Origin of the sequence: Streptomyces sp. NPDC050704 (assembly GCF_040654355.1) — a bacterium.
Lineage (GTDB): Bacteria > Actinomycetota > Actinomycetes > Streptomycetales > Streptomycetaceae > Streptomyces.
Genome location: NZ_JBFAHW010000054.1, coordinates 1 through 26730, shown reverse-complemented (window position 1 = coordinate 26730; position 26730 = coordinate 1). Strand labels below are relative to the sequence as shown.

The window sequence follows — 26730 nt, the reverse complement described above, 5'->3', positions numbered from 1 at the left end:
TCCTCTGCGGCAACCAGTCCGTAACCCTGAACCCCCTGTCGCGCTACGCGCGTTGACCCTAGGCTGCGCCGGGACGGGGCCCAGATCTCAGCCGACCCACAGGGGGGCACATGTCAGCCACACCTCATCCGCAACGCCGCAGACGCCGGACCACCCGGTTGCTCGCGGCCGCCGCGGGCATCGCCACCGTCGGCGCCCTGGTCGCCGCCCTGCCGGCGACGGCGGGCGAGACGGCGAAGAAGCCCGGCCACCCGCGGCCGACCCGCTACCAGGACGTCCAGCTGCTCTCCTTCAACGACCTGCACGGCAACCTGGAGCCGCCGTCGGGCTCCGCAGGACGGGTCACCGAGGTGCACGAGGACGGTCACACCGAGACCGTCGACGCGGGCGGTGTCGAGTACCTGGCGACGCACCTGCGCGACGCCCGCAAGGGCAACAAGTACTCCGTCACCGCGGCCGGCGGCGACATGGTCGGCGCCTCTCCGCTGATCTCCGGGCTCTTCCACGACGAGCCCACCATCGAGGCGCTGAACAAGCTGAAGCTCGATGTGACGAGCGTCGGCAACCACGAGTTCGACGAGGGCGCCAAGGAACTGGCCCGGCTGCAGAAGGGCGGCTGTCACCCCGTCGCCGGCTGCTACGTGGACGGCGAGACCTTCGAGGGCGCGAACTTCCCGTACCTCGCGGCGAACGTCCTCGACGAGAAGACCAAGAAGCCGATCCTCAAGCCCTACTGGGTGTGGAAGAAGAACGGCGTCAAGGTCGGCTTCATCGGCGTGACCCTGGAGGACACCCCCGGTGTCGTCTCCGCCGAGGGTGTGAAGGGCCTCAAGTTCAAGGACGAGGTCGAGACGATCAACAAGTACGCCAAGGAGCTGGAGAGGCAGGGCGTCAAGTCGGTCGTCGCGCTGATCCACGAGGGCGGCCTGCCCGCCTCGGCCGCGTACAACTACGACTGCGACTCGCCGGGCGCCGGTGACGGCATATCCGGCCCGATCGTCGACATCGCCAAGAACATCACGCCGAAGGTCGACGCGCTGGTCACCGGCCACACCCACGCCGCGTACGCGTGCACGATCGACGACCCGGCGGGCAACCCGCGCACGGTCACCTCGGCCGCGTCCTTCGGTCGCCTCTACACGGACACCACGCTGACGTACGACCGCTGGACCGGCGACATCGCCCGGACCGCCGTCGGCTCCACGAACCACGTGGTGACGCGTACCGTGCCCAAGGCGCCGGACATGACCGACCTGATCGCCAAGTGGAACACCCTCGCCGCCCCGATCGGGAACAAGGCGATCGGGTACATCTCCGGTGACATCTCCAACGTCGGCACCGAGTCCCCGATCGGCGACCTGATCGCCGACGCGCAGCTCGCGTACGGCAAGGAGCTGGACCCGGAGACGGACCTCGCGCTGATGAACCCGGGCGGTGTCCGGGCGCCCCTCACCTACGCGGCCAAGGGCAGCGAGGGCGACGGCGTGGTGACCTACGCCGAGGGCTTCACCGTCCAGCCCTTCGCCAACACGGTCAACCTCCAGGACTTCACCGGCACCCAGCTCGTCCAGGTGCTCAAGGAGCAGGTGACCGGCACGAACACGGCCGCGCCGAAGGTGCTCCAGGTGTCCGCCGGGCTGACGTACACGCTGGACCTGACCAAGACCGGCGCCGACCGTGTCGTCACCGACTCGATCAGGCTGAACGGCGCCGCCATCGACCCGGCCGCCACCTACCGTGTCGCGACGAACAGCTTCCTCGCGGGCGGCGGCGACGGCTTCACCACCCTCGGCCAGGGCACGAACGACCTGGTGGGCGGCGACGACCTGGCGGCCCTGGAGAAGTACCTGCTGGCCAACTCGACGGCCGCGACCCCGATCGCGCCGCCCGCGGCGGACCGGATCACGGTCGTCAAGTAGCCGGGTGGCGGGCCGGCGGTGACCGTGAGGTGAACAGCCGGTCGATCGTGAGGTAAGTCGCAAACCCCGGGGACGAGTTGCGGGTGGGGCCGGTGCGCATGGTCGAATCAGTCGATGCGTACCCCCCACCCGATAGCCGCGCATTCCCCGAACCCCCCGAACCAGTACAACCCGCCCAACCCCCAGAACCCACCGAACCCCTACGACGATCTCGCCGCCCTCGACGACGGACCGCTGGAGGACTTCCTCCACGACGAGCCCGACGCGGTCCAGGGCGCCGAAGAGGAAGCAGGGGAGTGGGCGCCGCCCAACCACCGCCAGGGCGGCCGCAGGACCCGTCGGCGCCGCCGAAGTCCCTTCGCCGGACTGTCACTTGCCGTGAAGGCCGTCATCGCGGTCCTCGTCCTCGTCGCCTTCGCGGGCGTCGGCGACCGCTGGGCGCTCCTGTACGCCGAGCGCACGGCGGCCGACAAGGTCAAGGACCAGCTGAAACTGAGCGCGGCACCCGAGGTCGAGATCGACGGCTTCCCCTTCGTCACCCAGCTCTTCGACAGCCGCATCGACTCCGTGTCGGTCACCGTCCCGGACATGGCGGCGGACCGGGTCTCCCTGGCGAAGGTCTCCGCCACGGCCACGGGCATCCGGATCGACGGCGGCCCGACGTCCATCCGCGGCGCCCGTATCCCGGAGCTGCACGGCGAGGTGCTGCTCTCCTTCGAGGACCTGAACCGTGAACTCGGCGCCTCCCAGGTCACGTTCACCGGTCACGGCGGCGACGAGGTGCGGGCGCGCGGCACGCTGCCCGTCGCCGGATACGACCTGAAGCTGCGGGCCGACGCGCGGATCCGGCGGGACGGCGAGCGCGGCATCTCGACCGAGGTCGGCGGAATGCGCCTGGACATCGGCGACCTGGCCACCTTCCGTCCCGGCACCCGCGAGTCCGACGGCCTGCACCTGACCCGCAAGTCCTCCGAGCGTCTCGCCAAGGAGCAGGCGAAGGGGAAGGCGCTGCTGGCCGTGCCGGCGATCGCGAAGCGGCTCGGCGTACCGGACTCCGCGATCCAGCTGGCGCTCAGCGACGACACCGAGCTCGCCGAACTCACCGGCTCCCCGCGTTTCGTCCGCGAGGTCATGAAGGTCAACCTCATCGACCTGGCCGTGGACAACCCGGAGATCCTCAAGCGCCTCGGCTTCGACCTCGCCCTCCTCGACGGCCTCTCCCGCCTCACCCGCCCCGCCCTCGTCGACCGCCTCTCCATCGGCTTCCGCCTCCCGAAGCCGCCGAAGGGCGAGCTGCGGCTGCGGGACGTACGCGTGCAGAAGGACGGGATCAGGGTGCGGGTGACGGGGCAGGACCTCGCCATCGGCAGGTAAGAAGTCCGGCAGGCGTTCAGTCGTTCGCGCGGTTGTGGCCGCTCTTCCGAGGGCGGCTCCAGCGCGTCGCCATCGCCCGCGCGATGCTCCGGTCCGGCCTAGCTCCGCGGTATGTCCTTGACGAACACGATGCCGTCGCTGTCCGCGAGGTGGGCCGGGTCGAGTGCGGCGTAACCGAACCAGGTGGACACGCGCGGGGCGGGCCGCGTGTCGCCGAGGGCGGTGGCCAGCCGCTGGGCGTCGATGACGCAGCGGTCCTCCGGGAGCGCGTACAGGAGCCCTTCGACGGTGTCCGGTGACGGGGCGTCCACTCCCCGGTGCCGGATCGTGCCGAGGGCCGTGGCCACGAAGGCGTACGCCTCGCCGAGCCGGGCGCTCACGATCGCGCCGGCGCTCCACCACTCCACCGGCGGCAGGTCCCACATCCGCATCGAGCTCTTGTCCCGCTGGAGATGGGAGTTGTGGGCGTGGACGAGTGCCGGGCCCCGTTCTGCCACGGCGAGGAGGTTGTCGGCCATCATCTGGTCCCGCAGGCCCACCAGCCGGGTCATGCGGGCCGGTGAGGCATCGGCCATCCAGTGGTGGTAGCGCAGCAGGCCGGCGGCGGTGCGCCCGTACAGGCGCGCCCGGTCCAAGTCGTCCCGCGAGGTCGCCGTGACCAGGTGCGGTGCCTGCGCGTCGAGCAGTGCCACCAGATCGTCGGCCAGCAGCCGCAGCTCCCCGGCCTCGGCCGACTGGCCCACGGACTGGGACGGGTTCATCATCACGGCAGGGTCGGTCCACCGGCCGTCGTCGCCGAGCAGGCGGTCGAGAGTGTCCGCGGTGCAGGGGAGCAGGCCCGCGTCCACCCGGGCCGAGAGGTAGGCGTGGAGTGCGGTGAGGGCCTGCCGGGGGCTCGCGGCGTGGGTGATCTCCAGCGGGCCGTCGAAGCCGGCGAAGCGGAGCCGCTCGGACGCGGGCCGGCCGTCGTTGTACTCCCTTGCCCAGCGCACGAGTTCGCGGTTGGCCGCCGAGGTGCCCAACCCCAGGTCGGGGTGGCTGAATCCGTGCTCCATGACCTCGTCGAGAGTGCCCGTGCCCGAGGTGACGTAGTCGTCCACGACCAGGCCCGTCATGCAGTCGCTCTCGATCGCGATCGTCCGGTAGCCCTCCTGCTCGACGAGTTGTCGGAAGAGCTCGTTGCGCAGGTCGAGCAGCGTGTCCTCGCCGTGGGTGGGCTCGCCCAGGGCGAGCAGCCGCGGCCGGGCCGGAAGCAGCCTCATGACGGCGGCAGCCTCGAAGGCATGGACGGTGTCCTTGATATCAGCGATGTCAGCAACCATGCCTTCAACGGTATCGTTGAACCGTCTTTTGAAACTTTCCCGCGATACGGTCGGTGTCATGGGGCGAAACCTTCAAAACGGGGAACGGCTCAGGCCGGTTGATCTGGCGCGCGGGCACGGTCTGTCCACGCAGGCGATCAGGAACTACGAGGAGGCCGGCATCCTGCCGGCCGCCGCTCGCACACCCCACGGCTACCGCACCTACACCGCGCTGCACGCGGGGGCTCTGCGCGCGTTTCTCGCCCTGGTGCCCGGCCACGGTCACCAGGCGGCGACGTCGATCATGCGGGCCGTGAACCGGGGTGCGGCCGACGAGGCGTTCCACCTCATCGACGAGAGCCACGTCCAGCTGCTCGACGACCGGCGGACCCTCCAGGCCGTGGAGAGCGCCCTCCGGGATCTGGAGTCCGCCGCGGCCGCCGCGGTGCCCGAGCCCGGTGCGGGGGCGGAGCCGGTCGCGGTGCCCGGGCCGGTCGCGGTGTCCGAGTCGGCCGCGGTGTCCGGGCCGGTCGCGAGGTCCGGGCCGTCCGCGATGTCCGGGCCCGGCGGCACGTTCATCGGGCCGCTGGCAGGGCAGCTCGGCATCCGGCCCGCGACGCTGCGCAAATGGGAGCGCGCCGGGCTGGTCCGCCCGCGCCGCGACCCGCTGACCGGGTACCGCGTCTACGACGAGGCCGACGTACGGGACGCCCGGCTGGCCCACCAACTCAGGCGGGGCGGCTACCTGTTGGAGCAGATCGCCCCGCTGATCACCCAGGTGCGGGCAGCCGGCGGGCTGGCGCCGCTGGAGGCCGCGCTGCGCGACTGGCACGGCCGGCTGTCCGCCCGCGGGCGGGCGATGCTGACCGGGGCCGCCGAGCTGGAGGCGTACCTCCGCGAGCGCGGGTGAGGCTTCGGCCGCCGGCCGAAGAGAGGCTTACACCGGCACTGTGAGGGAGGCCGTGTAGCCCTTCTCGACACTTCCCTCCACCGCCGCCATCTGCTGGTCGTAGCCGTCGCTGAAGATGCTGTCGCTCTCCAGGGAGAGTTCGCCCAGGTTCTGGACACTGCTGTCGTAGCCGTCGGTCGCGTACACGACGTCGCAGACGTCCTTCGGGAAGGCGAGCTGCGAAGTGGCCGTGATGGACGTGGCGTTGGTGGCGTCCGCCAGGCTGCCGTAGACCTCGAAGTGGATGTGCGGCCAACGGCCCGTGTAGCAGCCCGGGAAGATGCTGGTGAACGTGACCCGGCCCTTGGCGTCGGTCTCCTGGACGCCCCGCAGGTAGTTCTCCTCGGTGACGCCGTCGGTGTAGAGGGAGTAGCCGCCGTCACGGTCGCAGTGCCAGACGTAGACCGCCGCACCCTCCTTCGGTGTCTCGCAGCCCGAGGCGGCGTCGACGACGGTGAGGGTGAAGGTCAGCGGAACGCCTTCCGCCGTACCGCTCGCGGAGCCGAAGCTGGAGGTGATGTCCTCGCGGACGACGCCGCTCTCCTTGAGGACGTTCACCCCGTTGGAGCCGTCGCCGGGGAACGGGCCGGCCGTCTCGTCCGGGATGGTCTCGCAGCTCGCGTCGGAGGCCCCCGAGGAAGCGGCGGAGGAGGAAGTGGAATCAGGGGAGGAAGAGGAGGGGGACGCGGGGTCCGAGTCGTCCGAGCTGCAGCCCACCAACGGCACCAGGCTCGCGCCGGCCAGCAGCCGGATCATCTTGCGGCGGTGCAGGGTGGGCAGGTCGAAGGAGAGACCCCGGTCATGGTCGTGAAGTTCTTCGCTCATGGCTGTTCGCCTGCGCTCTCTCTTTGTCGCGTGTCGCCCGTCGCCCGTTGCTTGAGAGTGACAGTAAACGCATGACCTGTGGAACGGCAGCTCTCTTCACCGGCCCAGGGGGCGGATCCGGAAGGTCAGCCCCTCGGGGCTGCTCATCGGAACTCCCATGCCGACCGAGCCTTGCGGACAGAAGCTGACCGCAAGGCTTCCTACGGTCGTGCCATGACCCAGACACAGACGCAGCAGACGCAGACTCAGGCGCAGAAGATTCTTGTCACCGGTGCCACCGGAACCGTCGGCCGCCAGGTCGTCGCCGAACTGCTCGCCCGCGGCCACGCGGTCCGCGCCCTCACCCGTGACGCGGCGAAGGCGGACCTCCCGGACGGCGTCGAGGTCGTCCAGGGCGACCTGACCGAACCCGACAGCCTGATCCCGGCCTTGGAGGGCGTCACCGGCCTCCACCTGATCACCTTCGGCGGGGCCTATTTCGCCCCGCTGGAGACCGGCCCGCGCATCCTGGAACTGGCCCGCGCGGCCGGCGTACGCCGGGTCACCGTGCTGCACGGCGGCGGGCCGTCGCTGCTGGAGGACGCCGTACGTGCCGACGCCGGAGTGGACTGGACCGTGCTCATGCCGGTCGAGTTCATGGGCAACGCCCTGGAGTGGGCGGACGGGATCGTGGCCTCGGGCGAAGTCCGCGAGCCGTTCGTCTCCCGGCTGAGCGCCATGGTCCACGAGGGCGACATCGGCGCCGTCGCCGCGGTCGCGCTCACCGAGAAGGGGCACGCGGGCCAGGAGTACGTGATCACCGGCCCGGAGCAACTGACCGTCGGCGACAAGGTGTCGGCGATCGCCGCCGCCCGGGGCCGGGAGATCGCCCTGGTCGAGCTGACCGAGGAGCAGGCCGTCGAGCAGTGGCGGGCGGCGGGCCACCCCGAGGACGTCATCGGCTTCCTGCTCGAGGCCTACGGGAACACCCCCGAGGTGGGCCGCACGGTCCTGGACACCGTCGACAAGGTCACCGGCAAACCGGCCCGCACCTTCACCCAGTGGGCCACGGAACACGCGGACGCGTTCACGACGACGGCCCCGGTGGCCACGGCATAACCCCAGTGCCCCGGGGCGTAGATGGGGGACGGACGCGGAAAGATCCGTACGACATCGGAACGATCCGCATCACCGGCGCCGACCGCGTCCGTCCCGCCCTACGAAGCCACAGCCAAGGTGCCGCGCTGCCGCTCAGCGGGCGCAGGTGCTGCTCGGCAGTTTCTCCTCCCACTTGTCCTCGCGGCCGTCGGGCTGGCCGTTGGGCAGGAGTTTGTCGGAGGTGCCGTCGATGTAGTACCCGTACGAGTAGATGGTCTTCCAGGAGGAGTCCCGGCCGCGCCAGGTGCTCGCGGTCCCCTTGTTCCCGTTCAGCTTGTCCCAGCTGTAGTCGATGATCTGGATGACCGGGTTGACGCGCACCACGCGCTGGTACGGCTGCCAGCTGACGGACACCTGGGTGCAGGGCGGGATGGTCTTCTCGCTGCGGCGCTCGAAGGACGAGCTCTTCTCCCAGCCCCACTCGTAGTTCATGCTCCCGCCCAGTTCGCCGGAGAAGATGCCCTTGGCGAGGGAGAGGCTGATCGAGCCGCCGACGCTCTTCTTCGCGAAGGTCTTCGTCGTGTAGTTGCTGACGAAGGTCTCCTTGTCGTCCCTGGTCCCGCGGTTGCCGATCCACACGGAGGTACGGACCGTCGAGCCCTTGGTGGACCAGGTCGAGGCCTGTGCGTACCCGCACCAGCCGCGGAAGACCTCCCACGGACCGAGCGGCATCCACAGCCCGGCCCACTCCAGGTACTGGTCCCTGGTCTGGAACTCGCCCGTGTCGACGTTGTAGGCACCGTAGATGCCCGTCAGGCTGCTCTCCTGGTTGCAGAACCGCTCGACCATCAGGTCGGTGTTGCCGGGATCCGTACCCCGGATGTTGGTCGCGCCGCCCGGCCCGCTGCCCGCCGCGTGAGCGGTTCCGGTACCGGCCACGAGACCGGCCACGGCCAGCGCGGTGGAGGCCGCCATCAGCGTGACCTTCTTGAGCATGGATCTCACGTACGCACTCTCCTGCCTGCTCACCGGCGCCGAAGGACACACCGGTTCTGTCGTCTGGGGGAACGGAGTCCGGCGGCGCGGCGATGCAGGAGGCCACCGGTCAAGAGGCAGCGAACACGGCGGCCTTCCCAGAAACATCAGAGCCGGATCAAAGACACCTCAGAATCCGCGTCGCCGGGTTCTGTCTCCGGCCCTGTGCCAGTTGTGGATCAGGGGCCGACCCCGCAGGCGCGGGGACCACCGAACCGTGTTCCCGCCGTCGGATGCGGTCGAGGGACCAACCCCGCATGCGCGGGGACCACGGAGCTGACCTGGGGCTTTATGTGGTCGAGTGGCCAGCTTTACTCACTTTCGTGGATTCCGACAGGGGGGAGAAGGCCACGGCGTGTTGTCGGCTCGCCCCTCCACCAGGGCGGCGTCACTGTCCGTTCCCGGAGATGCGTCCGCCTCGGCTGACCGCGATGCGGAGTACGTCCGACAGGGACTCGGTCGCCCTAGTGAGCGCGAATCGGACGGCGCGCTCACCCGCCTCGGTGTCGGCGAGTACGGCTCTGGCTCCGGCGAGTACCTGTTCGCCGGAGTCCAGCTGGGCCTCTTCCAGGTCGTCGGCGAGCAGGGAGAGCCTGCTGTTCTGGCTGTCGGTACTGAGGTAACAGGGCCTGCCCTCCGGAGTCGTCCACGGCAGCAGACGTAGCGGGGCGGTCATGCGGCCACCTCCACTCCGTGGATGCGGCGGGGGCCGACGTCGATGCCCTGCATGGCCAGCCACAGGGCGCGCCGCCGTTGGCGTTGGAGCTTGCGCTCGTGGCGCTCGTGTGGAGTGAGCAGGTACGGGCGCACGATGGGGGTGTCCCATTCGAAGGGCCGTACTTCGAGGGTGAGTTGTCGGCGTACGGGCGCGGCGGGCGTCCCGGGTTCGTACCTGCCGGGCGGGGCGGTCGTGGGCGTCACTCGGTGTCTGCCTCGGGCGGGCAGCAGTACGCGCAACAGCAACTCGCAGAACCTTGTGACGAGTACGCCCATGTCGGTGCTCCTTCTGCAAGGGGGGCTTGACGAGCGGTGATTACCGTTCGTGTCTCGATCGTCACTGCTCCGACGTACGCTGCGGAAGAGGGCTGGTGTTGCCTGGAGCGCTAGGTAACGGTTAGGGGTGACGTGAGCGAACTTGTTGACGGGCAAGGGGATTCGGGGCTCGCCGGGCTGGGGCGGACGCTTCGGCACTTGAGAGAGAAGGCCGGGAAGTCACTGGGGCAATTGGCCCAGGAAACGGCGTACGACAAGAGCTATCTGAGCCGACTAGAGGCGGGCAAACGGCTGTCCAAGATGGCGGTCATGGAGGACCTCGACCGCTACTACGGGTCCGGTGACCTGCTGGTTCAGCTGTGGAAGGTGGCTCGGCACGACGCATTCAAGGACAAGTACAAGGAGTTCATGCGACTGGAGGCGACGGCGCGGGTCATGCACCTGTTCACGCCCGGTGTGCCTGGACTGGTACAGACCGAGGAGTTCGCTCGCGGGGTGTTGTCTGGAGCCCAGGCAACACCTGGCAACGGCGAGGAAGTTGAGGAGCAGGTGGCTGCGCGCATGGGGCGGCAACTCCTGTTGCGCCGAGATCCGGCGCCCAACGTCCGTTTCATCATCGACGAGTACGCGTTCCGTCGCCCTGCGGCCACCGCGAAAACCTGGGATGACCAGCTGCTTCGTATTGAGGCCGTCGCGATGTGGCCCGACGTCGTGCTCCAGGTGCTCCCCTTCGCCACCGGAGTGCACCACCTCATGGACGGATCACTGACTCTCCTGTGGCAGAAGGACGGAACTGCCGTTGCCTACAAGGAAGGCAACGGCGGAGGCGAGTTGATCGACGACTCGGAGGAGGTCCTGCGTCACCGTTTGTCCTACGATCGGCTTCGAGACTTGGCGCTGCCCCCGTCGGACTCGCTGACGTTCATCAGGGGCGTTCTGGAGGAACACAGGTCATGAAGCACACCCCCGACCTCAGCACCGCTGCCTGGCGCAAGTCGAGCTACAGCGATGGGGGAGCCAACAACTGCGTCGAGGTCGCCGACGGTTACCTCGGCATAGTCCCGGTCCGCGACAGCAAGACCCCGGCAGCCCGTCCGCTGGTCTTCTCGGCGTTTTCCTGGGCCGAGTTCATGGAGGGCGTCAAGCGTGAGGCGGGTGTGAACACCGTCGAGTGAAGAGGGCGGGAAACCTGGACGGGAAGGCGCGCGGTCCGGCCACGGTGAGGTCATGGCAGAGATCACGACCACAGCCCCCTTGGCGGCTCGGCAGCTCACCGCCGATCGACTCGCCGAACGTGTCGCCGCCACTCGCGAGGCACTGCGCGAGCGGATGGGCTGTCCGCTGACCGACGAGGAGCTCGATCAAGGGCCGGACGTACTGGCCAACCTGTACGCCCTGGCCGCCGAGAAGATCCGCACCCAAGGCCTGCTGTCTCCCTCAGAGCCGGTGCGGGGACGGTGAGCGCGGCTATGGTCGTAGACGTGGACACGGCGCGTCGAAGGAGGGCATCGGTCATGACTGCTCACGCTGCGGAATCCGATCCGGTCATCCCCCCCATGCCCGAGCGGACCCCGAAGGCGCTGCGCAGGGCGATCGCCGAGGACGCGCCCCAGCTCCTCCCTGACTTCGACAAGCACTGGAAGCGCGCGATCGCCGACACGTACGATCTTGGCCCTGTGCCCGCTTTCGTGGCTCGCTGGTGGTGCGAGTACGCGATTGCCCGTGATCCCGGGCTCGACGCTCACGTGCGGGACCTTCACCGTCGTGCGGCAGAAACCGACGACTTCGCTGAGGCTCAGGTCCTCCTCGAAGAGGTGTCGAAGATCCGCTACAGGACGCGGGAACTGGAGCCTGGCGAGTGACCGGTGCGTTCATGGGGCCGCCTTGGCAGATGGACTGGCGGCTCGATGCCCTCGCCACCCGGGACGCACTGCCTGAGCACGTGCGGAAGATGGTTGACGAGGCCCGCGCTGAGCTGGTCACGGCGAAGGACCCGTATTTTCGGGGAATCGATGCTGATGCCGGCTTGCCGGAAGCCATGAGTGTTGAGCCGGTGCGGTCCACCGATCCCAAGGGGTCGCGCATTCTGTACTTCGACACCTACAAAGGTTGGCTGGTCTACACCTTCAAGCGGCGCATTGAGGATCCGCAGATCGTGGTGGTGGAGATCTTCTGGCAGTGAGCGGTGCGGTTCGCTCGCTCCACCGGTGGTGATGGGCGCTGCGAGAACGTCGTTAGTCGGGGACCAGCCGCCAAAGCGAAGTCACCTCCGCGGCTCGGGCCCGGTGGAGTGGGTCCGTGGTGTCCCGGGCTCGTGGGTGCCGTGGCCTGGTGTCGGTCCTGCCCGTCACTCGTAGGCCCGCTGCCCCGATGGCGGTCAGGAGTTCGTCGCGGGTTCTGAGTCCGAGGTGTTCGGCCAGGTCGGAGAGGATGAGCCAACCTTCGCCTCCGGGACGGAGGCGGGTGGGGAGGCCGGTCAGGAAGTCGTGGAGCATGGTGCCGTCCGGGTCGTAGACGCCTTGTTCGACGGTGGAGGTCGGGCGGGCGGGAATCCAGGGCGGGTTGCAGACGACGAGATCGGCGAGGCCTTCGGGCTGCCGGGGGTGCTCGGGAAGTTCGGGAAGCTCGGGATAGAGGCCGGGGCCGGTGACCTCGACGTGGTCGGTGAGGCCCAGTCGGCCGACGTTCTCGCGGGCGCAGGCCAGGGCGCGCGGGCTGATGTCCGTGGCGATGACGCGGTCGAGGCCCCGGTGGGCCAGTACGGCGGCGAGTACTCCCGTTCCCGTGCCGAGGTCGAATGCCGTACGGGGGCCGGTGCCGGCGTCTGTCGGCCAGGGGAGTGGTGTCTGCGCGACCAGGTCTACGTACTCGCCCCTGACCGGGGAGAACACGCCGTAGTGGGGGTAGATGCGGGCCCCGAGCGCCGGCACCTCCACGCCCTTCTTGCGCCACTGATGCGCCCCGATCACGCCCAGCAGCTCGGTGAGGGAGACCACCAGAGCGCCGGCGCCGGTGCCATCGCCGCGCGGTGGGCCGTACGCCTCGGTGCATGCCTGACGTACGTCGGGAGCCCGGCGGAGGGCGAGGGAGTGGTCGTCCGCGAGCTGTACGAGGAGCCTGCCCAGCACGCGGGCCCGGTGGCCGCGGGCCTGGCGGTGGAGGTGGAAGGACTCGGCCGGGGTGGCTCCGGGCCGGGGAGGTTTCCGGTGCTCTCGGTGCTCTCGGTGCTTCCGGTCGATGCGGCGGGCCATCGCCTGCAGCAGCCGACGTGCGTTGTGGAAGTCGCCCCGCCACAGCAGCGCCGTACCTTCGCAGGCGAGACGGTAGGCGGCGTCGGCTTTCATCCGGTCGTCCGCGACGATGACGCGGCGCGGAGGCGGGGTGGCGCTCTCGGAGTGCCAGCGGGCGGATCGGGTGGTGCCGGGGCGGTCTTCGGTCCACTGGATCGTGGGCGTGGGTGTGGGCGTCGTGGACACGACGTACTCCTCGTGATCGAACGTGCGGGGGCACGAAGAGCACTTCGACGAGGAGCGATGGAGCAGGGAAGGAGCGGAGATGCAGAAAGGCAGGTAGGGCTACCGCTCCCGCGTCGAAGCGCGAGAGGAGACGTCGCCGAGAACCATGCCTGGGACGATGCCGAGTGACATGATCAGCCCTTTCCGAGGTTCATCCGAGGCCCCGAGGTCCCGAGGGATGAGGTGATCCTATTCGCCGTTGCGTGCGGGGGTATTCCGTACGAATGAAGAAGGCGCCCTCCTCGCTCAGGTGAGGGCCGGGCTCTCGGTGTACGCGTGCCCGTCGGCCCCGGGCCCCAGCACTCAGGTCCCAGCCCTCGGCTTCAGGGCGAGGTCGCGTACCGCGTGCCGACGTTCCCGACGTGCCATTCGTGGTTGCCGCCCACCCAGTTCGACAGGCCGGTCATGAAGCGGGCGATGAGCGGATGGGTGCCGGAGAGCGCGGCGGCCTGTTCCTCGAAGAGGTGGACGAGGTCGTTGTGGACTTCGATCGCCTTCTGGAAGGCATCCTCGATGGAACAGTCCTCCTCGGCGGCGATCACGGTGGGCAGGCTGTAGTGGAAGCGCTCGCTCTGCTGCTCCTTGCGCAGCGAGTACAGGTCGTTGCAGATGGTCGAGGCGTTGGAGGACAAGCCGACGGCGCGCTGTACGGCGGGCTCCGCGAAGAGGTGGGCGGGCAGCTCGTAGCCGCCGACGGTGTCGGTGATGGTCAGGCACGGGCGGAAGTTGTTGAGCTGCCGCTGTACCAGGTACTCCCACACCGCGGGTGTGCGGCGCTGGGCGATGCAGTCGCCCTCGGCGTTGTAGCCGAGGTAGAGGCCGGCGATGTCGTGTCGGTAGCGGTGGGCCTGGGCCGGGGTGGCCAGGGCGCACAGGTGGTCCATGGCCGATCGCATCGAGCGCAGGGCCGGGTGGGAGTCCAGTCCTGACCGCCAGTCGGCTTCGTAGCGGGGGGTGTTGTGGGCAGGGTCGATCGCGGACTGGGCGACGGCGAGTGCCGCGCCGCGCCGGTCCGCGCTGCCGCCGTACTCCGCTTCGCAGAAGTAGTCGTCCACGGCGTTCTCGCCGACCAGCAGGCGGGCGGCGACCATGAGGTGCTCGATGCTCGGCGCGTCCGGGTGGCACAGCACCACCGACCGTCCCGGGTCGAAGCCGAGGAGCGCTTCCCGGTGATCGGTGTCCGGGTAGAGGTCCACTTCCTTCTCGGCCCAGTCGACGAGCCGGTCGTTGATCTCGTCGGCCAGTGCGCGGTTGTCCCGTACGGCCGGCGGGCAGTAGAGACCCTCGATCCGCTGCGACGACGGCGACGGCGACGACCCTGAGGCTGACGTTGAGGCGTCGGGCGGCGGTTCCGGCGGAGTCGTGGGCGATGCCGTGAGTGATGTCGTGTCCGGCTCCACGACCGGTGTGAGGTGCAGGGAGCTGGTTCCGAGTCCGGACGGCCCGGACAGCAGGCGTGTCAGCAGGCGGGGAGAACCAGGGGTGTCCGAGGGTGCGTCGGTCGTGCCGGGATTGGGCGGGTTCATCCGCGACTCCGTCCACGGGGGAATCGACTCGGCTCGGTCCTTGACGCAGGGATAGCACGGCCCAGAAGGCGGAACAAGGGCCGTCCGGCCTCGCCGACATCGGTGCGACACCGCGTCGAACACGCAACAACCCTGCTCGCGCCGGGAATTGAAAGTCCGCACTGTCATTTGCGCACATTTACGCACTAAATTTGATCATCTGGGGTGGTTCGATTGATTTCGGTCGTCCTCGGGCGCGGAGCCTGCCGTTCCCGCAGGGTGTCCCGGGCTGTTTGCGCAGGGTGTCCGAGGTGCGGGGCCGGTGGCGCAAACGCGTGGTGTGGATGTGTCGTCGCCCTCGACCGTCGGCGACGTGCGCTGCTTGACTTGCGGCGCGCCACTCATGCGGCCGGGCCCCCGTCGCAGGAGCCTACGCGCCGTCAGCAACGCAACGCCGTCAGCAACGCAATGCCGTCGGAGGGGGCCAGGATGACGACCGCAGCGTCACCGGAGCAGTCCGAGCAGCCGGAGCAGCCTGAACAGAGCGCGGGACAGGCGCAGTTGAGCCTGGGCATAGCGGCCGCACGCAATCTGGCGACCACCACCAAGACCGTTCCGCAGATGCAGAACATCAGCTCCCGCTGGCTGCTGCGGACGCTGCCCTGGGTGGAGGTGGGCGGCGGCACGTACCGGGTGAACCGGCGTCTGGTGTACGCGATCGGCGACGGCCGGGTGACCTTCGTCCAGGAAGGAGCCGGCGTCCGGGTGGTCCCCGCGGAACTGGGGGAGCTGCCGCTGTTGCGCGGATTCGTCGACACCGCGGTGCTCGGGGCGCTGGCCGAGCGGTTCCAGCAGCGGGAGTTGGCACCGGGCCAGGTGCTGGTCGAGGCGGGGCGGCCCGCCGACCACGTCTACCTGATCGCACACGGCAAGGTGGAGAAGATCGGAACCGGCAAGTACGGCGAGGAGACCCGGCTCGGGGTCATCGCCGACGGCGGGTTCTTCGGCGGACAGGTGGTCGGGGAAGAGCCCGGCGAATGGGAGTTCACCGCCCGTGCGCTGACCACGTGCACCGTTCTGGCACTGCCCCGGCAGGCGTACGAGGAGGTCGCCGGGCAGAGCGACGGGCTGCGGGACCACGTACGGGAGCGCCAGGCCGAGCGGGACCGGCCGCAGAACAGGCGCGGCGAGGCCGACGTCACGCTCACCGCCGGGCACGCCGGTGAGCCGGTGCTGCCGGGCACCTTCGTGGACTACGAACTGGAGCCCCGTGAGTATGAGTTGAGCGTGGCGCAGACGGTCCTGAAGATCCACACCCGGGTCGCCGACCTCTACAACGACCCGATGAACCAGGTCGAACAGCAACTGCGGCTGACCATCGAGGCGTTGCGCGAGCGCCAGGAGTACGAGCTGGTCAACAACCGGGTGTTCGGGCTCCTGCACAACGCCGACTACGGCCAGCGCATCTCCACCCACTCCGGGCCGCCCACGCCGGACGACTTCGACGAGCTGCTGAGCATGCGGCGCCAGACCAGGGCGTTCTTCGCACACCCGCGCGCCATCGCCGCCTTCGGCCGTGAGTGCAACAGGCGCGGTATCTACTTCGGCGACGCCGATGTCGGCGGCCACCGCATCCCCGCCTGGCGCGGCGTGCCGATCTTCCCCCTGGGGAAACTGGAGGTCTCCGCCGAAGGCGCCACGTCGATCCTGGCGATGCGCACCGGCGAGGAGGCGGAGGGCGTGGTCGGCCTGCGCCAGACCGGCATCCCCGACGAGTACGAGCCGGGTCTGAACGTGCGGTTCATGGGCATCAACGACCAGGCCATCATCTCCTACCTGGTCAGCGCCTACTATTCGGCGGCCGTGCTCGTCCCCGACGCGCTCGGCGTTCTGGAGAACGTCGAGGTCTCCCGTACGCGCGCCTGATGCAGGCCGCTTGATACAGGCCCGGCCTGATAAGGAGCTCTCACGATGGCGATGACTCCGGAAACCTCCGCCCGCGTGGTGCGCACCGCCTATCAGCAGGCGGTCGCGGAGTACTGGAACAAGGAGAAGGACCCGGTCAATCTGCGCCTCGGAGATGTCGACGGCCTCTACCACCACCACTACGGGATCGGCGACTGGGACCCCTCGGTCCTGGAGGGCCCCGAGGAGACCCGGGACGAGCGCATCGTCGAGGAGATGCACCGTCTGGAGTCGGCGCAGGCGGACGTTCTCCTCGACCACCTGGGGACCGTCGCGCCCAACCACCGTCTGCTGGACGCCGGTTGCGGCCGGGGCGGCACCAGCATCATGGCCAACCAGCGCTTCGGCTGCCGGGTCGACGGTGTCTCCATCTCCGAGTCGCAGGTCGAGTTCGCCAACGACCAGGCCCGTAGGCGCGGCGTGGACGCCAAGGTGGCCTACCACTTCCGCAACATGCTGGACACGGGTCTGCCGTCCGGGGCGTTCCAGGGGATCTGGAACAACGAGTCCACCATGTACGTGGACCTGTTCCAGCTCTTCTCCGAGTACTCCCGACTACTGGTCCACGGCGGGCGGTACGTCTGCATCACCGGCTGCTACAACGACGTCACCGGCGGCCGCTCCAAGGCCGTCAGCCGCATCGACGAGCACTACACCTGCAACATCCACTCCCGCAGCGCGTACTTCAAGGCACTCGCCGCCAACGGCCTCGTCCCCATCAACGTCATCGACCTCACGGCCGCGACCATCCCCTACTGGGAACTGCGGGCCAGGTCCTCACTCGCGACCGGCATCGAGGACCCCTTCCTGACCGCGTACCGGGAAGGCAGCTTCCACTACCTCCTGATCGCCGCCGACAGCGTCTGAGTCCGACCGCTCCCGGGTCAGGGTCAGGGTCAGGGTCAGGGCAGCTCCGGCGGAGCCGTCGGGGCGCCGGGCAGCCGTACCGTCGCCACCGTGCCGCCGCCCTCCGCCGGGCTCAACACGACCTCGCCGCCCGCCTGTTGCACCGTACGGGCCACGATCGACAGGCCGAGGCCCGAGCCCGGGAGTGCGCGGGCGCTCGGGGAGCGCCAGAAGCGGTCGAAGACGTGCGGGAGGTCCTCGGCGGGGATGCCGGGGCCGTGGTCCCGGACGGTCAGTTCGCCGTTGGTGAGGGTGACGTCGATGGTGCCGCCGTCGGGGCTGAACTTCACCGCGTTGTCGAGGATGTTCACGATGGCCCGTTCCAGTGCGGAGGGCTCCGCCCGGACGAACCAGGGGTCGATGTCCGCCGTGATCGTCAGTTCCGGGCCGCGCAGGCGGGCGCGGCGCAGGGCCGACTCCACGATGTCCTGCAACGCGATCACCTGCACGCGGTCGGCCGGCGTGCCCGCCTCCGAACGCGACAGCGTCTGCAAGTCGCCGATCAGCGCGGCCAGTTCGGTCATCTGCGCCTTGACCGAGGCGAGCAGCGCCTTGCGGTCGGCCTCGGGGATCGGGCGGCCCGTCTCCTCGCTGCGGGTGAGGAGTTCGATGTTCGTACGGAGGGAGGTGAGGGGCGTACGGAGTTCGTGACCGGCGTCCGCGATGAGCTGTTGTTGCAGGTCGCGGGAGGAGGCCAGGGCGGACGTCATCGAGTTGAAGGAGCGGGAGAGGCGGGCGATCTCGTCCTCGCTCTCGTCCTCCACGGGGATGCGGATGGTCAGGTCTTCGGTGCGGGCCACGTGTTCGACCGCGTCTGTGAGTCGGTCGACGGGGCGGAGGCCGGCGCGGGCGACCCACAGGCCGGCAACTCCGGCACCCACTACTCCGATGCCGGACACGGCGAGGAGGAGCAGGGCCAGTTCGTTGAGGGTGGACTCGGTGCTTTTGAGGGGGTAGGCGATAAGGAAAGCGGCGTCGTCGGACAGGGTCCGAGCGCCGGGGCCCATATTGACGACCAGCGGCATGGTCAGCACCCTCACGGGTTGGCCTTCGCTGTCCGTGCCGTTGCGGAATGTCCCCTGGCCGGGTTCGGCGCTCCCGATCACCTTGGTGTCACTGCTGACGACATTCACCGTTCCCGCGGAGTTCGAGGCGACGCAGGGTGTGCCGTCCGATTTGACCAGTTGCAGGTAGTAGTCCGGCCGCTGCCAACCGGCTGGACCCGTCGGCGCCTCGGGGCAGGTACTGAGGAGCGCCTGGACGTCGGTGATCTCCTGCGACTTGCCTGCTTTGGCCCGCAAATCCTCGTCAAGCTCGTCGTACAGCTTCCCCTGCACGATGAACCAGCAAGCCACCGAAACCGCCGCCACCGCGAACGCCACCGCCGCCGCTACCAGCAACGCCAAGCGCGAACGAATCGGCAGGGACCGGAACCGCCGTACGACCTTTGTCAGTGTCTTCTTCACTCCGCCCCACCCGACCGCAGCACATACCCCACACCCCGCACGGTGTGCACGAGCCGCGGCTCCCCGCCCGCCTCGGTCTTCCGGCGCAGATACATCACGTACACATCAAGGGAGTTGGAGGACGGCTCGAAGTCGAAGCCCCACACCGCCTTCAGGATCTGTTCCCTCGTCAGGACCTGGCGGGGGTGCGCCAGGAACATCTCCAGCAGGGTGAACTCGGTGCGGGTCAGTTCCACAGCCCGCCCACCCCGTGTGACCTCCCGCGTCGCGAGATCCATCCGCAGGTCGCCGAAGGTGAGCGTGTCGTTCTCCTGGGCGCCGACCGACGCGGCCGCGTACGAACTGCGGCGCAGCAGGGCCCGTACGCGGGCGAACAGTTCGTCCAGTTCGAAGGGCTTGACCAGGTAGTCGTCGGCGCCGGCGTCGAGGCCGGTGACCCGGTCGCCGACCGTGTCGCGGGCCGTGAGCATCAGGATCGGCGTCATCGTGCCCGCGCCGCGCATCCGGCGGGCGGCGGTCAGCCCGTCCATGCGCGGCATCTGGATGTCGAGGACGACCAGGTCGGGCTGGTAGGCGGTGACCTTTTCGAGGGCGTCCGCGCCGTCGACCGCGACTTCGGTGGCGTATCCCTCGAAGGCGAGGCTGCGCTGGAGTGCTTCGCGTACCGCCGGCTCGTCGTCGACGATCAGGATGCGCTGGGGGTCACGGTCGCCTTCGGCGGGGCTCATCGCGGTCAGTTCCTCGGGTGCGGTGGGACGTGGTCGGGGCGCGTTCAGCCTCGCACGTTTCTGGGCCGTCTCGGGAGGCCGGTGGTCCGGCTGGCCTCGGAGGGGATCAGCCCCGTACGGGACGACGGCGGCCGGCGCTTCGACGGACGGCGGCGGTACGCGGGGCCGCGGCGGCCACCTCGGGCGCGCGGGGCGCCGGGGCGTGCAGCTCGTGGGCCACCTTCAGTGCGAGGTCGAGCCCTGCCGGGCCGGTCTCCGTAGCGGTGTGCTGGATGACAGTGATCATGAGGGACCTTTCAGAGTCGGCAGGGTGGAGCCCGGAATCAGGTGGTCGAGCCGCCGCGCAGGGTGTCCAGGTCGGACTTGACGGTGTTGATCGGGATGGCGAAGCCGAGGCCCACGCTGCCCGCGGTCGACGAACTGGCGTCCGCGGCCGAGTACATCGCGGAGTTGATGCCGATGATGTTGCCGTTCATGTCGATGAGGGCGCCGCCGGAGTTGCCGGGGTTGAGGGACGCGTCGGTCTGCAGGGCCTTGTACGTGGTCGTCGACGAACCCGTGTCGCCGTTGAACTGCTGGCCGCCGAACTCGAACGGCCACTGACCGCTGCCGCCGCCCTGCTGTTGCTGCTGGCCCTGGCTCTCGTCAGTGGAGACGGTGACGTCCCGGTCGAGCGCGGAGACGATGCCGCTGGTGACGGTGCCGGTCAGGCCCTCGGGGGAGCCGATCGCCACGACCTCGTCGCCGACCTTGACGCCGTCGGAGTCGCCGAGGGTCGCCGCCTTCAGACCGGAGGGCGCGTTCTCCAGCTTGATCAGCGCGAGGTCCTTCTTGCTGTCGGTGCCGACGACCTTCGCGGTGTACGACTTGCCGTCGCTCAGCTGCACCTTGATCTGGGAGGCGCCCGAGACCACGTGGTTGTTGGTGATGATCTCGCCGCCGGTCGTGATGATCACGCCGGAGCCGGTGGCCTGACCGGCGTTCGAGGTGGCGCTGATCTCGACGATGCTCGGGCTGACCGCCTCGGCCACCGCCGCGACGGAACCCTTCTTGCTGGCGGGCAGGACGCTCGTGGTGGTGCTGCTGGTCGCCACGGTGTCGCTGCCGGCCAGCTCCTGGAAGGCGTACGCGGTACCGCCGCCCACAGCCGCCGCGGCTATCGCGACGGCGGCCAGCAGGGCGAGCGGACCCTTGGCACGCCTGCGGGGAGCGGCGGAGACGGGCTCGGTGAGCAGCGCCGTGGGAGCGTACGCCGGCGGGGGCGGCCACTCCGGGTTCACGGGGGAGCTCGTGGAGGAGTCCGCGGGGTTCGCGGAAGAGGCGTACTGCTGCTCGCGGTACGCGGACTGGTGCTGGTCACCCTCGGGGTACTCGCCGCTGCGGCGGAAGCTCTCGGTCATGACTCAGAGCTTGTCGCGCGTCCATGAGAGCTCCCTGAGTGCTCCCTGAGAAGCCCGACAGAACCGCGTATGCCCGATATAAAGCCGCCGGGAGTCCAACGAGGTGGCAGCGAGGTGGCTACTTCCTGGCGGCACGTTCTCGCCATGTCGAACCACGGTCTTGCCCGCTTCTCGCGCTTTCGGGAGGCTCACGTCACCGGACGCAACACGGAGGTATACGACATGGCAGACACCGACACGGTTGTCGGGATCACGGTCAACGGCGCGAACGTGACAGTCATCGACGACATGGTCTTCGCGGCCCTGCTTCCCGAGCCCCTCCCGTCCCAATGGACGATCCTCCCGGTCAACGGCGGAATCCAGTTGCAGGAGAAGAGCACGGGCAGGTACCTCGCCGTCCCCGACACCGAGCTCTACACCCAGGCCGAGGCGAGGTCGACCGACGCCAAGACCCGCAACTCGACATGGATCGCCTACCGGATCGACGACGACAGCAACGCGGCGACGGACAAGATCCAGGAAACGGGCATGTTCCTGCTGAAGCTGGCGGACACGGACCTGTATCTCGGCCGGCAAAGCGTCGAAGATCGTTCCCTGCTGCCCAAGCGAGTTGCTCTGGTCCCCGAGCAGGAGCAGACGCGACTCGTCCTCGTGGTGCAGAACTGAAACCCCGAACGCCGTCAGGACGCTGCGCCCTGACCGACAAGGACTCCACCAGTGCCCGGTCCGCACCACGGGCCGGGCACGACCTGCCCGCCACGAACCCGCACCCGGAAACCGGCCCAACCCGCAGAGCTACCCGCGCCCCAAAAAAGACCAACCAGCCCAACCCGCGGAGCGCTCCGCGGAGCTACTCACACCCGCAAGACCGCCGCACAACCAACCGCGAAGGAAACACCTTCAACCGCTCGCGCCGCGAGCCCGCGACCCGCAGCCCCTCGTCCAGCACAAGATCCACCGCGGCCCGAGCCATCGCGGACCGATCGGAGGCGACCGTCGTCATCGGCGGGTCCGTCAGCCCGGCTTCCTTGATGTCGTCGAACCCGACCACGGCCAGCTCACCCGGCACATCGATACGAAGCTCGCGCGCGGCCCGCAGAATGCCGACGGCCTGGTCATCGGTGGAGCAGAAGATCGCCGGCGGCCGATCGGGCCCGGCCAGCAGCTGCAAGCCCACCTGATAGGCGTCGTACCGGTTGTAGAGCGCCTCGAAGAGGCGACCCTCGGTGGACTTGCCGGCCTCGTGCATCGCCCGCCGCCAGCCCTCGACGTGGTCGGAGACCGGGTCGCCGACGGTGGGGGTCTCGGCGACGCCGCCCAGACAGGCGACGTACTCGTAGCCGTGTTCGAGCAGATGGGCGGTGGCGAGCTGTGCGCCGCCTATGTCGTCCGTGACGACCGCGACGTCGTCGATCGCCTCGGGCCGCTCGTGCAGCAGCACCACCCGGGCGTCCCACGCGTCGATCTCGGCGGCCGCGTTGTCGTTCAGGGCGTGGCTGACGAGGATCAGCCCGGAGACCCGCATACCGAGGAAGGCCCGCAGATAGTGGACCTCGCGCTCGCCGATGTAGTCGGAGTTCCCGACGAGCACCATTTTTCCGCGCTCGGACGCGGCCTGTTCGACCGCGTGCGCCATCTCGCCGAAGAACGGCTGGCGCGCGTCCGGCACGATCAGGCCTATGAGATCCGTCCGCCGCGACGCCATGGCCTGGGCGACCCGGTCCGGTCGGTACCCCAGCTCCTTGATCGCGGCGAGTACACGCTCGCGCGTGGCCGGGGCGACCGGCCGGGGTCCGTTGTTGATGACATAGCTGACGACGGCGGTGGAAGTACCCGCCAGTCGCGCCACGTCATCCCGAGTCACCTTGGCCACGCGCGGAGTCTACGCGGATGGACCTACCTCTGGGCAGGCCGGACGGCGTCTTCCTGCGCCTCCGCGGCGCCCTCGACGGCGTCCACCGCGTCCAGGTGGGCCGTCTCGTCCGCATCCTCCGGCTTTGCCAGGGCTGCCCTGGCCTTCGCCTCGTCCGCGGCGCGGTCCACCTTCTCCGGCGTAACGAATCGATAACCGACGTTCCGGACGGTCCCGATCAGCGACTCGTGCTCGGGTCCGAGCTTCGCGCGCAGCCGTCGTACGTGCACGTCCACCGTGCGCGTACCGCCGAAGTAGTCGTAGCCCCAGACCTCCTGGAGGAGCTGGGCGCGGGTGAAGACGCGACCAGGGTGCTGGGCCAGGTACTTCAGCAGCTCGAACTCCTTGAAGGTCAGGTCGAGGACCCGGCCCTTGAGCTTCGCGCTGTACGTCGCCTCGTCGACCGAGAGGTCGCCGTTGCGGATCTCCATGGGGGAGTCGTCGTTGACGATCTGCTGCCGGCCCATGGCCAGCCGCAGCCGGGCCTCGACCTCCGCCGGACCGGCGGTGTCGAGCAGCACGTCGTCGATGCCCCAGTCGGCGGTGACGGCCGCGAGGCCGCCTTCCGTCACGACCAGGATGAGCGGACAGCCGGGGCCCGTGGAACGCAGCAGCTGGCACAGGCTGCGCACCTGCGGGAGATCACGCCGGCCGTCGATGAGGATGACGTCGGCACCCGGGGTGTCGACGAGTGCGGGGCCCTCTGCCGGAGCCACGCGCACGTTGTGCAGCAGCAGGCCGAGGGCGGGAAGCACCTCCGTCGACGGCTGAAGGGCATTGGTAAGGAGCAGCAGAGAGCTCATCGCACCCCACCTGCCTCGGTCGTCATACGGATGTGCACGGTTCGCTCGCCCATAACGTCGGTTCCTCCTCGGTCCCTGCGAGGACGTTTGCGGCACTGCTTCGTACTGTTGCGGCTCCCGCGCCCCTGGGCGCCGCAGCTGCGCTTTCGTGTTGCCCGCACGTTGCTTCCACGCCACTTTCGCGTCGCGTTCGCGTCCTACGGTCACGCTGGAGAGCCGTATACAGGGTTCGTATACAACGCTTCAGAAAGCGCAAAAGGACCCGGGGGCTACGCTGCCCGAGTCCTCTGCCGAGCAGAATAGCCCACATGAGCCAAGGTCCGGCAGGTCATGTGACGCGATCTTTCATTCGTCCAAACCCTGAGACGGCAGGAAGATCTTCGAAAGAGGCACTGCGAAGGTTTCTGCGCACGGTCGACGGAGTCACGATCGATGCGGCGTACGACCCCGGAAAAGGCGCGTCCAACGAGTTCGTAATCGTCCTGGCGCACGGCTTCACCGGCGACCTGGAACGGCCCCACGTAAGGCGAGCGGCGGCCGCGTTCGCGCAGTACGCGGCGGTGGTCACGTTCTCCTTCCGGGGGCACGGCGCCTCCGGCGGGCGCTCCACGGTCGGCGACCGCGAGGTGCTCGACCTGGCGGCGGCGATCCAGTGGGCGCGAGAGCTCGGTCACACCCGGGTGGCCACCGTCGGTTTCTCGATGGGCGGCTCGGTGGTGCTCCGGCACGCGGCCCTGCGCGCGGCCGCCGCCGAGGAGCCGGCGGAGCACGAGGGGCGCGCGGGAGCGCATACGGACGTGGTGGTTTCGGTGAGTGCACCGGCTCGCTGGTACTACCGGGGTACGGCCCCTATGCGGCGCGTGCACTGGCTGGTAACCCGCCCGGTGGGCCGCGCCGTCGGCCGCTACGGCCTGCGCACCCGCATCCACCACCGCGACTGGAACCCGGTCCCGTCCTCCCCGGTGGAGTCGGTGCCCCTCATCGCACCCACCCCGCTGCTCATCGTCCACGGCGACCGTGACGGCTACTTCCCGGTCGACCACCCGCGCATGCTGGCCGCCGCTGCCGGGGGCCACGCCGAGCTGTGGCTGGAGCCGGGGATGGGCCACGCGGAGAACGCGGCGGAGGACGAACTGCTGCGCAGGATCGGGGAGTGGGCGGCGGAGGCGGCCGGGGCCGCGGGCTAGCCTGGCCTTCTCCATTACTTTTTCTCTCACCATTTCTTTCACCATTGATCGAGGGACCAGATGGCAAAGGGCACGGTGCGTTACTGGGCCGCCGCCAAGGCCGCCGCGGGCGTCGCGGAGGAGCCGTACGAGGCGGAGACCCTCGCCGGCGCACTGGACGCGGCACGCGAGCGACACCCCGGCGAACTCGTCCGCGTACTGCGGCGATGCTCGTTCCTCATCGACGGTGACCCCGTGGGCACCCGCGGACATGAGACGGTACGGCTGGCCGAGGGCGGCACGGTCGAGGTGCTCCCGCCGTTCGCAGGAGGGTGACGGGATCATGAGCGACCAGCCGTACGAGGGGAACCAGCCCTACGAGGGCTACGACCCGTATCAGCAGCCGCAGGCGCAGCAGCCGTCGCAACCGCCGCAGCAACAGCAGCCCGGTTGGCCCGGACAACAGCAGCAGTACGACGACGCGGCCCGGCAGCAGTACACCCAGCAGTGGGAGGGCCAGACCTGGGAGACGCAGACCCATTCGCCGGTCACACCCGCGACGAACGCGACCGACACGGCGTATCTGCCTCCGCAGGGTGCGGGAGATCCCGCGTACGGAGCCCAATACAGAGCCCAATACGGGGCTCAGCCTCAGGCCCACCAGGCTCAATGGCAGCAGCCTGACGGCTACCAGCCCCAAGGTTTCCAGGGCCAGGCCCACCAGGCCCCCCAGGTCTCCCAGGCCCAGGTCCCTCAGGCCCAGGGCCCCGGAAACGTCGCGCCCATGACCGCGCCCCCCGAAGCAGCCGCAGCCGCCGCCTCCGCCTCCACCGGCTACGGCCCGCCCACCATCACCGGCAACGCCCGCGTCACCGACGCCCAGCGCGCCCGTGCCGAGGGGCGTTCGCCGATCATCGAGCCCGGCGGTCAGCCGGCCGTGCTGACGGCGGTGCTCGCGCTGCTGCTCGCCGGTGCGGCGGCCGTCGGGGAGTACGCGCTGGTCGTACCGCTGGTGATCCTGCAGGCCGTGACCGCGGCGGGCTGGTTCCGGCTGAACGGGATGTGGCCGGCCAGGCAGGGCATCGCGATCGCCTTCGCGGGTGCGCTCACCGCGGACGTGGCACTGCTCGCGACCGGGCGGGAGAACGCGCCCGCCGCGATCCTCGGGACCCTCGGTGTGTGGGTCCTGCTCGCCCTGGTCCTGCAACTGCGCAGCCGCGCCGAGCCCGACGAGCGGATGTACGGGCTGATGGCCGCGGTCGCCTCGGCGGCGCTGGCGATCGTCGCGGCGGGGCATCTCGGGGCGGAGCCGGATGCCGTGACGGTGGGCGGGGCGGCGGTCGCCGTGGCGATCCTGGCCCGGGCGCTGCCGCTTCCCACTCCCGCCTCGGTGATCGTCGCCCTGCTGGCGGCGGCCGGCGCGGGCGCCGTGACGGGCGGCCTGACCGACCTCGGTCCCGACGGCGCCCTGCTCGGAACCGCGGCCGGAGCCTGCGCCCTGATCGGCCACCGTGTCGCCAGCTACGACTACCCGTCCCGCTTCGTCCACTTCACAGCCGGCGTGGCCCTGCCGTTGGCGGCGGCGGCCCCGGCGGTGTACCTGCTGGGCCGGGCATTGGGCTGAGGCCGGAGGTTTACTCGCCCCCGCCGCCCCTACCCGTCCCATCCCTGGGGGCTGCGCCCCCCAGACCCCCGCTTCGGCCTGAACGGCCTTGTCCTCAAACGCCGGACGGGCTGAGTGGGCCGCGACCAGGCAGGGTGGGCGGGGGTCGGGCTGAGTGGACCTGGCCGGACTGAAAAGCAGGGCGCAGCCCGCTTTTCAGGGGCGCGGGGAACTGCGCGACCAGCCCCCCCCCCCCCCCCCCCCCCACCCCCAACTGAGATGCACACT

At 69.5% G+C, this 26730-nt stretch carries 28 protein-coding genes; 15 read left to right on the top strand and 13 right to left on the bottom strand.

The genetic code is table 11. The features are described from left to right. The first annotated feature begins 110 nt into the window (after nucleotides 1-110). Nucleotides 111-1919: a bifunctional metallophosphatase/5'-nucleotidase gene (locus AB0I18_RS28805; protein WP_363108508.1), complete on the top strand. Its 1809-nt coding sequence runs from the start codon at nucleotides 111-113 to the stop codon at nucleotides 1917-1919. A 114-nt stretch (nucleotides 1920-2033) separates the two neighbouring features. Beyond that, nucleotides 2034-3293 (top strand): DUF2993 domain-containing protein, encoded by a 1260-nt coding sequence (locus AB0I18_RS28800; protein ID WP_363108507.1) that lies wholly within the window; start codon nucleotides 2034-2036, stop codon nucleotides 3291-3293. A gap of 98 nt (nucleotides 3294-3391) precedes the next feature. Here AB0I18_RS28800 and AB0I18_RS28795 read toward each other — a convergent pair whose 3' ends face one another. Further along, nucleotides 3392-4615 (bottom strand): erythromycin esterase family protein, encoded by a 1224-nt coding sequence (locus tag AB0I18_RS28795; RefSeq protein WP_363108506.1) that lies wholly within the window; start codon nucleotides 4613-4615, stop codon nucleotides 3392-3394. A gap of 58 nt (nucleotides 4616-4673) precedes the next feature. Here AB0I18_RS28795 and AB0I18_RS28790 point away from each other — a divergent pair, with 58 nt between their 5' ends. Next, nucleotides 4674-5504 carry a TioE family transcriptional regulator gene (locus AB0I18_RS28790; protein ID WP_363108505.1) on the top strand — a complete coding sequence of 277 codons (831 nt, stop codon included), beginning with the start codon at nucleotides 4674-4676 and terminating at the stop codon, nucleotides 5502-5504. 27 nt (nucleotides 5505-5531) lie between these two features. Here AB0I18_RS28790 and AB0I18_RS28785 read toward each other — a convergent pair whose 3' ends face one another. Further along, nucleotides 5532-6368: an intradiol ring-cleavage dioxygenase gene (locus AB0I18_RS28785; protein ID WP_363108504.1), complete on the bottom strand. Its 837-nt coding sequence runs from the start codon at nucleotides 6366-6368 to the stop codon at nucleotides 5532-5534. A gap of 213 nt (nucleotides 6369-6581) precedes the next feature. Here AB0I18_RS28785 and AB0I18_RS28780 point away from each other — a divergent pair, with 213 nt between their 5' ends. Continuing rightward, nucleotides 6582-7466 (top strand): NAD(P)H-binding protein, encoded by an 885-nt coding sequence (locus AB0I18_RS28780; RefSeq protein ID WP_363108503.1) that lies wholly within the window; start codon nucleotides 6582-6584, stop codon nucleotides 7464-7466. A gap of 132 nt (nucleotides 7467-7598) precedes the next feature. Here AB0I18_RS28780 and AB0I18_RS28775 read toward each other — a convergent pair whose 3' ends face one another. The 3 genes from AB0I18_RS28775 to AB0I18_RS28765 all read right to left on the bottom strand — a co-directional run bounded on the left by AB0I18_RS28775 (nucleotide 7599) and on the right by AB0I18_RS28765 (nucleotide 9473). Next, on the bottom strand, nucleotides 7599-8441 hold the full coding sequence (locus AB0I18_RS28775; protein ID WP_363108549.1) for a hypothetical protein: 843 nt from the start codon (nucleotides 8439-8441) through the stop codon (nucleotides 7599-7601). Between the two features lie 427 nt (nucleotides 8442-8868). Further along, on the bottom strand, nucleotides 8869-9156 hold the full coding sequence (locus AB0I18_RS28770; RefSeq protein ID WP_363108502.1) for a hypothetical protein: 288 nt from the start codon (nucleotides 9154-9156) through the stop codon (nucleotides 8869-8871). Continuing rightward, entirely contained in the window at nucleotides 9153-9473 is a 321-nt protein-coding gene (locus AB0I18_RS28765; protein ID WP_363108501.1) for a hypothetical protein, read from the bottom strand. The genes AB0I18_RS28770 and AB0I18_RS28765 overlap by 4 nt, the downstream gene beginning before the upstream one ends. 132 nt (nucleotides 9474-9605) lie before the next feature. Between AB0I18_RS28765 and AB0I18_RS28760 the strand changes: the two genes are divergently transcribed. From AB0I18_RS28760 to AB0I18_RS28740, 5 genes are read left to right on the top strand one after another with little or no spacing between them, the layout of a single operon-like run. Then, nucleotides 9606-10430 (top strand): helix-turn-helix transcriptional regulator, encoded by an 825-nt coding sequence (locus AB0I18_RS28760; RefSeq protein ID WP_363108500.1) that lies wholly within the window; start codon nucleotides 9606-9608, stop codon nucleotides 10428-10430. After that, a complete protein-coding gene (locus tag AB0I18_RS28755) occupies nucleotides 10427-10648 on the top strand; it encodes a DUF397 domain-containing protein (RefSeq protein ID WP_363108499.1) in 222 nt (73 codons plus the stop codon). Before AB0I18_RS28760 ends, AB0I18_RS28755 begins: the two co-directional genes overlap by 4 nt. Nucleotides 10649-10700: 52 nt before the next feature. Next, on the top strand, nucleotides 10701-10934 hold the full coding sequence (locus AB0I18_RS28750; RefSeq protein ID WP_363108498.1) for a hypothetical protein: 234 nt from the start codon (nucleotides 10701-10703) through the stop codon (nucleotides 10932-10934). A gap of 53 nt (nucleotides 10935-10987) precedes the next feature. Further along, nucleotides 10988-11335, top strand: a complete 348-nt coding sequence (locus AB0I18_RS28745; protein WP_363108497.1) for a DUF6247 family protein — start codon at nucleotides 10988-10990, stop codon at nucleotides 11333-11335. Continuing rightward, nucleotides 11332-11655 (top strand): hypothetical protein, encoded by a 324-nt coding sequence (locus AB0I18_RS28740; RefSeq protein WP_363108496.1) that lies wholly within the window; start codon nucleotides 11332-11334, stop codon nucleotides 11653-11655. Before AB0I18_RS28745 ends, AB0I18_RS28740 begins: the two co-directional genes overlap by 4 nt. Nucleotides 11656-11707: 52 nt before the next feature. Here the strand turns inward: AB0I18_RS28740 and AB0I18_RS28735 are convergent, their stop codons facing one another. After that, the gene (locus tag AB0I18_RS28735; RefSeq protein WP_363108495.1) at nucleotides 11708-12949 is read right to left on the bottom strand and encodes a class I SAM-dependent methyltransferase; all 1242 of its coding nucleotides are present in this window, start codon (nucleotides 12947-12949) and stop codon (nucleotides 11708-11710) included. 362 nt (nucleotides 12950-13311) lie between these two features. Continuing rightward, nucleotides 13312-14514: a family 2 encapsulin nanocompartment cargo protein terpene cyclase gene (locus tag AB0I18_RS28730; RefSeq protein ID WP_363108494.1), complete on the bottom strand. Its 1203-nt coding sequence runs from the start codon at nucleotides 14512-14514 to the stop codon at nucleotides 13312-13314. 468 nt (nucleotides 14515-14982) lie between these two features. Here AB0I18_RS28730 and AB0I18_RS28725 point away from each other — a divergent pair, with 468 nt between their 5' ends. Both AB0I18_RS28725 and AB0I18_RS28720 read left to right on the top strand, forming a co-directional pair. After that, nucleotides 14983-16419 carry a family 2B encapsulin nanocompartment shell protein gene (locus AB0I18_RS28725; RefSeq protein WP_363108493.1) on the top strand — a complete coding sequence of 479 codons (1437 nt, stop codon included), beginning with the start codon at nucleotides 14983-14985 and terminating at the stop codon, nucleotides 16417-16419. A gap of 45 nt (nucleotides 16420-16464) precedes the next feature. Then, a complete protein-coding gene (locus AB0I18_RS28720) occupies nucleotides 16465-17325 on the top strand; it encodes a geranyl diphosphate 2-C-methyltransferase (protein WP_363108492.1) in 861 nt (286 codons plus the stop codon). 35 nt (nucleotides 17326-17360) lie between these two features. Here the strand turns inward: AB0I18_RS28720 and AB0I18_RS28715 are convergent, their stop codons facing one another. The 4 genes from AB0I18_RS28715 to AB0I18_RS28700 form a co-directional block, all read right to left on the bottom strand. Next, a complete protein-coding gene (locus AB0I18_RS28715) occupies nucleotides 17361-18818 on the bottom strand; it encodes a HAMP domain-containing sensor histidine kinase (RefSeq protein WP_363108548.1) in 1458 nt (485 codons plus the stop codon). 8 nt (nucleotides 18819-18826) lie between these two features. Further along, on the bottom strand, nucleotides 18827-19558 hold the full coding sequence (locus tag AB0I18_RS28710; RefSeq protein ID WP_363108491.1) for a response regulator transcription factor: 732 nt from the start codon (nucleotides 19556-19558) through the stop codon (nucleotides 18827-18829). A 106-nt stretch (nucleotides 19559-19664) separates the two neighbouring features. Beyond that, nucleotides 19665-19844: a hypothetical protein gene (locus AB0I18_RS28705; protein WP_363108490.1), complete on the bottom strand. Its 180-nt coding sequence runs from the start codon at nucleotides 19842-19844 to the stop codon at nucleotides 19665-19667. Between the two features lie 37 nt (nucleotides 19845-19881). Then, entirely contained in the window at nucleotides 19882-20958 is a 1077-nt protein-coding gene (locus AB0I18_RS28700; protein WP_363108489.1) for a trypsin-like peptidase domain-containing protein, read from the bottom strand. Nucleotides 20959-21180: 222 nt separating this feature from the next. Here AB0I18_RS28700 and AB0I18_RS28695 point away from each other — a divergent pair, with 222 nt between their 5' ends. Further along, nucleotides 21181-21624 (top strand): I66 family serine proteinase inhibitor, encoded by a 444-nt coding sequence (locus tag AB0I18_RS28695; protein WP_363108488.1) that lies wholly within the window; start codon nucleotides 21181-21183, stop codon nucleotides 21622-21624. A gap of 184 nt (nucleotides 21625-21808) precedes the next feature. Here AB0I18_RS28695 and AB0I18_RS28690 read toward each other — a convergent pair whose 3' ends face one another. Both AB0I18_RS28690 and AB0I18_RS28685 read right to left on the bottom strand, forming a co-directional pair. After that, a complete protein-coding gene (locus AB0I18_RS28690; RefSeq protein WP_363108487.1) occupies nucleotides 21809-22831 on the bottom strand; it encodes a LacI family DNA-binding transcriptional regulator in 1023 nt (340 codons plus the stop codon). Between the two features lie 23 nt (nucleotides 22832-22854). Further along, nucleotides 22855-23673, bottom strand: coding sequence for a response regulator transcription factor (locus AB0I18_RS28685; protein ID WP_363108486.1), 819 nt, complete (start codon nucleotides 23671-23673; stop codon nucleotides 22855-22857). 308 nt (nucleotides 23674-23981) lie between these two features. Here AB0I18_RS28685 and AB0I18_RS28680 point away from each other — a divergent pair, with 308 nt between their 5' ends. The 3 genes from AB0I18_RS28680 to AB0I18_RS28670 are packed head-to-tail and all read left to right on the top strand — an operon-like array spanning nucleotide 23982 to nucleotide 26463. Further along, nucleotides 23982-24860: an alpha/beta fold hydrolase gene (locus AB0I18_RS28680; RefSeq protein ID WP_363108485.1), complete on the top strand. Its 879-nt coding sequence runs from the start codon at nucleotides 23982-23984 to the stop codon at nucleotides 24858-24860. A gap of 60 nt (nucleotides 24861-24920) precedes the next feature. Continuing rightward, nucleotides 24921-25175, top strand: a complete 255-nt coding sequence (locus AB0I18_RS28675; protein WP_363108484.1) for a MoaD/ThiS family protein — start codon at nucleotides 24921-24923, stop codon at nucleotides 25173-25175. Nucleotides 25176-25182: 7 nt separating this feature from the next. Then, entirely contained in the window at nucleotides 25183-26463 is a 1281-nt protein-coding gene (locus AB0I18_RS28670; RefSeq protein WP_363108483.1) for a hypothetical protein, read from the top strand. Nucleotides 26464-26730: the final 267 nt, after the last annotated feature.

What these genes read in the sequence shown, in the direction of transcription:
- AB0I18_RS28700 (WP_363108489.1), bottom strand. Translation starts at nt 20,958, where the DNA reads ATGACCGAGAGCTTCCGCCGCAGCGGCGAGTACCCCGAGGGTGACCAG.
- AB0I18_RS28775 (WP_363108549.1), bottom strand. Translation starts at nt 8,441, where the DNA reads ATGCTCAAGAAGGTCACGCTGATGGCGGCCTCCACCGCGCTGGCCGTG.
- AB0I18_RS28745 (WP_363108497.1), top strand. Translation starts at nt 10,988, where the DNA reads ATGACTGCTCACGCTGCGGAATCCGATCCGGTCATCCCCCCCATGCCC.
- AB0I18_RS28695 (WP_363108488.1), top strand. Translation starts at nt 21,181, where the DNA reads ATGGCAGACACCGACACGGTTGTCGGGATCACGGTCAACGGCGCGAAC.
- AB0I18_RS28750 (WP_363108498.1), top strand. Translation starts at nt 10,701, where the DNA reads ATGGCAGAGATCACGACCACAGCCCCCTTGGCGGCTCGGCAGCTCACC.
- AB0I18_RS28795 (WP_363108506.1), bottom strand. Translation starts at nt 4,615, where the DNA reads ATGGTTGCTGACATCGCTGATATCAAGGACACCGTCCATGCCTTCGAG.
- AB0I18_RS28755 (WP_363108499.1), top strand. Translation starts at nt 10,427, where the DNA reads ATGAAGCACACCCCCGACCTCAGCACCGCTGCCTGGCGCAAGTCGAGC.
- AB0I18_RS28770 (WP_363108502.1), bottom strand. Translation starts at nt 9,156, where the DNA reads ATGACCGCCCCGCTACGTCTGCTGCCGTGGACGACTCCGGAGGGCAGG.
- AB0I18_RS28790 (WP_363108505.1), top strand. Translation starts at nt 4,674, where the DNA reads ATGGGGCGAAACCTTCAAAACGGGGAACGGCTCAGGCCGGTTGATCTG.
- AB0I18_RS28730 (WP_363108494.1), bottom strand. Translation starts at nt 14,514, where the DNA reads ATGAACCCGCCCAATCCCGGCACGACCGACGCACCCTCGGACACCCCT.
- AB0I18_RS28685 (WP_363108486.1), bottom strand. Translation starts at nt 23,673, where the DNA reads ATGAGCTCTCTGCTGCTCCTTACCAATGCCCTTCAGCCGTCGACGGAG.
- AB0I18_RS28710 (WP_363108491.1), bottom strand. Translation starts at nt 19,558, where the DNA reads ATGAGCCCCGCCGAAGGCGACCGTGACCCCCAGCGCATCCTGATCGTC.
- AB0I18_RS28670 (WP_363108483.1), top strand. Translation starts at nt 25,183, where the DNA reads ATGAGCGACCAGCCGTACGAGGGGAACCAGCCCTACGAGGGCTACGAC.
- AB0I18_RS28675 (WP_363108484.1), top strand. Translation starts at nt 24,921, where the DNA reads ATGGCAAAGGGCACGGTGCGTTACTGGGCCGCCGCCAAGGCCGCCGCG.
- AB0I18_RS28800 (WP_363108507.1), top strand. Translation starts at nt 2,034, where the DNA reads ATGCGTACCCCCCACCCGATAGCCGCGCATTCCCCGAACCCCCCGAAC.
- AB0I18_RS28780 (WP_363108503.1), top strand. Translation starts at nt 6,582, where the DNA reads ATGACCCAGACACAGACGCAGCAGACGCAGACTCAGGCGCAGAAGATT.
- AB0I18_RS28785 (WP_363108504.1), bottom strand. Translation starts at nt 6,368, where the DNA reads ATGAGCGAAGAACTTCACGACCATGACCGGGGTCTCTCCTTCGACCTG.
- AB0I18_RS28680 (WP_363108485.1), top strand. Translation starts at nt 23,982, where the DNA reads ATGAGCCAAGGTCCGGCAGGTCATGTGACGCGATCTTTCATTCGTCCA.
- AB0I18_RS28805 (WP_363108508.1), top strand. Translation starts at nt 111, where the DNA reads ATGTCAGCCACACCTCATCCGCAACGCCGCAGACGCCGGACCACCCGG.
- AB0I18_RS28705 (WP_363108490.1), bottom strand. Translation starts at nt 19,844, where the DNA reads ATGATCACTGTCATCCAGCACACCGCTACGGAGACCGGCCCGGCAGGG.
- AB0I18_RS28720 (WP_363108492.1), top strand. Translation starts at nt 16,465, where the DNA reads ATGGCGATGACTCCGGAAACCTCCGCCCGCGTGGTGCGCACCGCCTAT.
- AB0I18_RS28725 (WP_363108493.1), top strand. Translation starts at nt 14,983, where the DNA reads ATGACGACCGCAGCGTCACCGGAGCAGTCCGAGCAGCCGGAGCAGCCT.
- AB0I18_RS28765 (WP_363108501.1), bottom strand. Translation starts at nt 9,473, where the DNA reads ATGGGCGTACTCGTCACAAGGTTCTGCGAGTTGCTGTTGCGCGTACTG.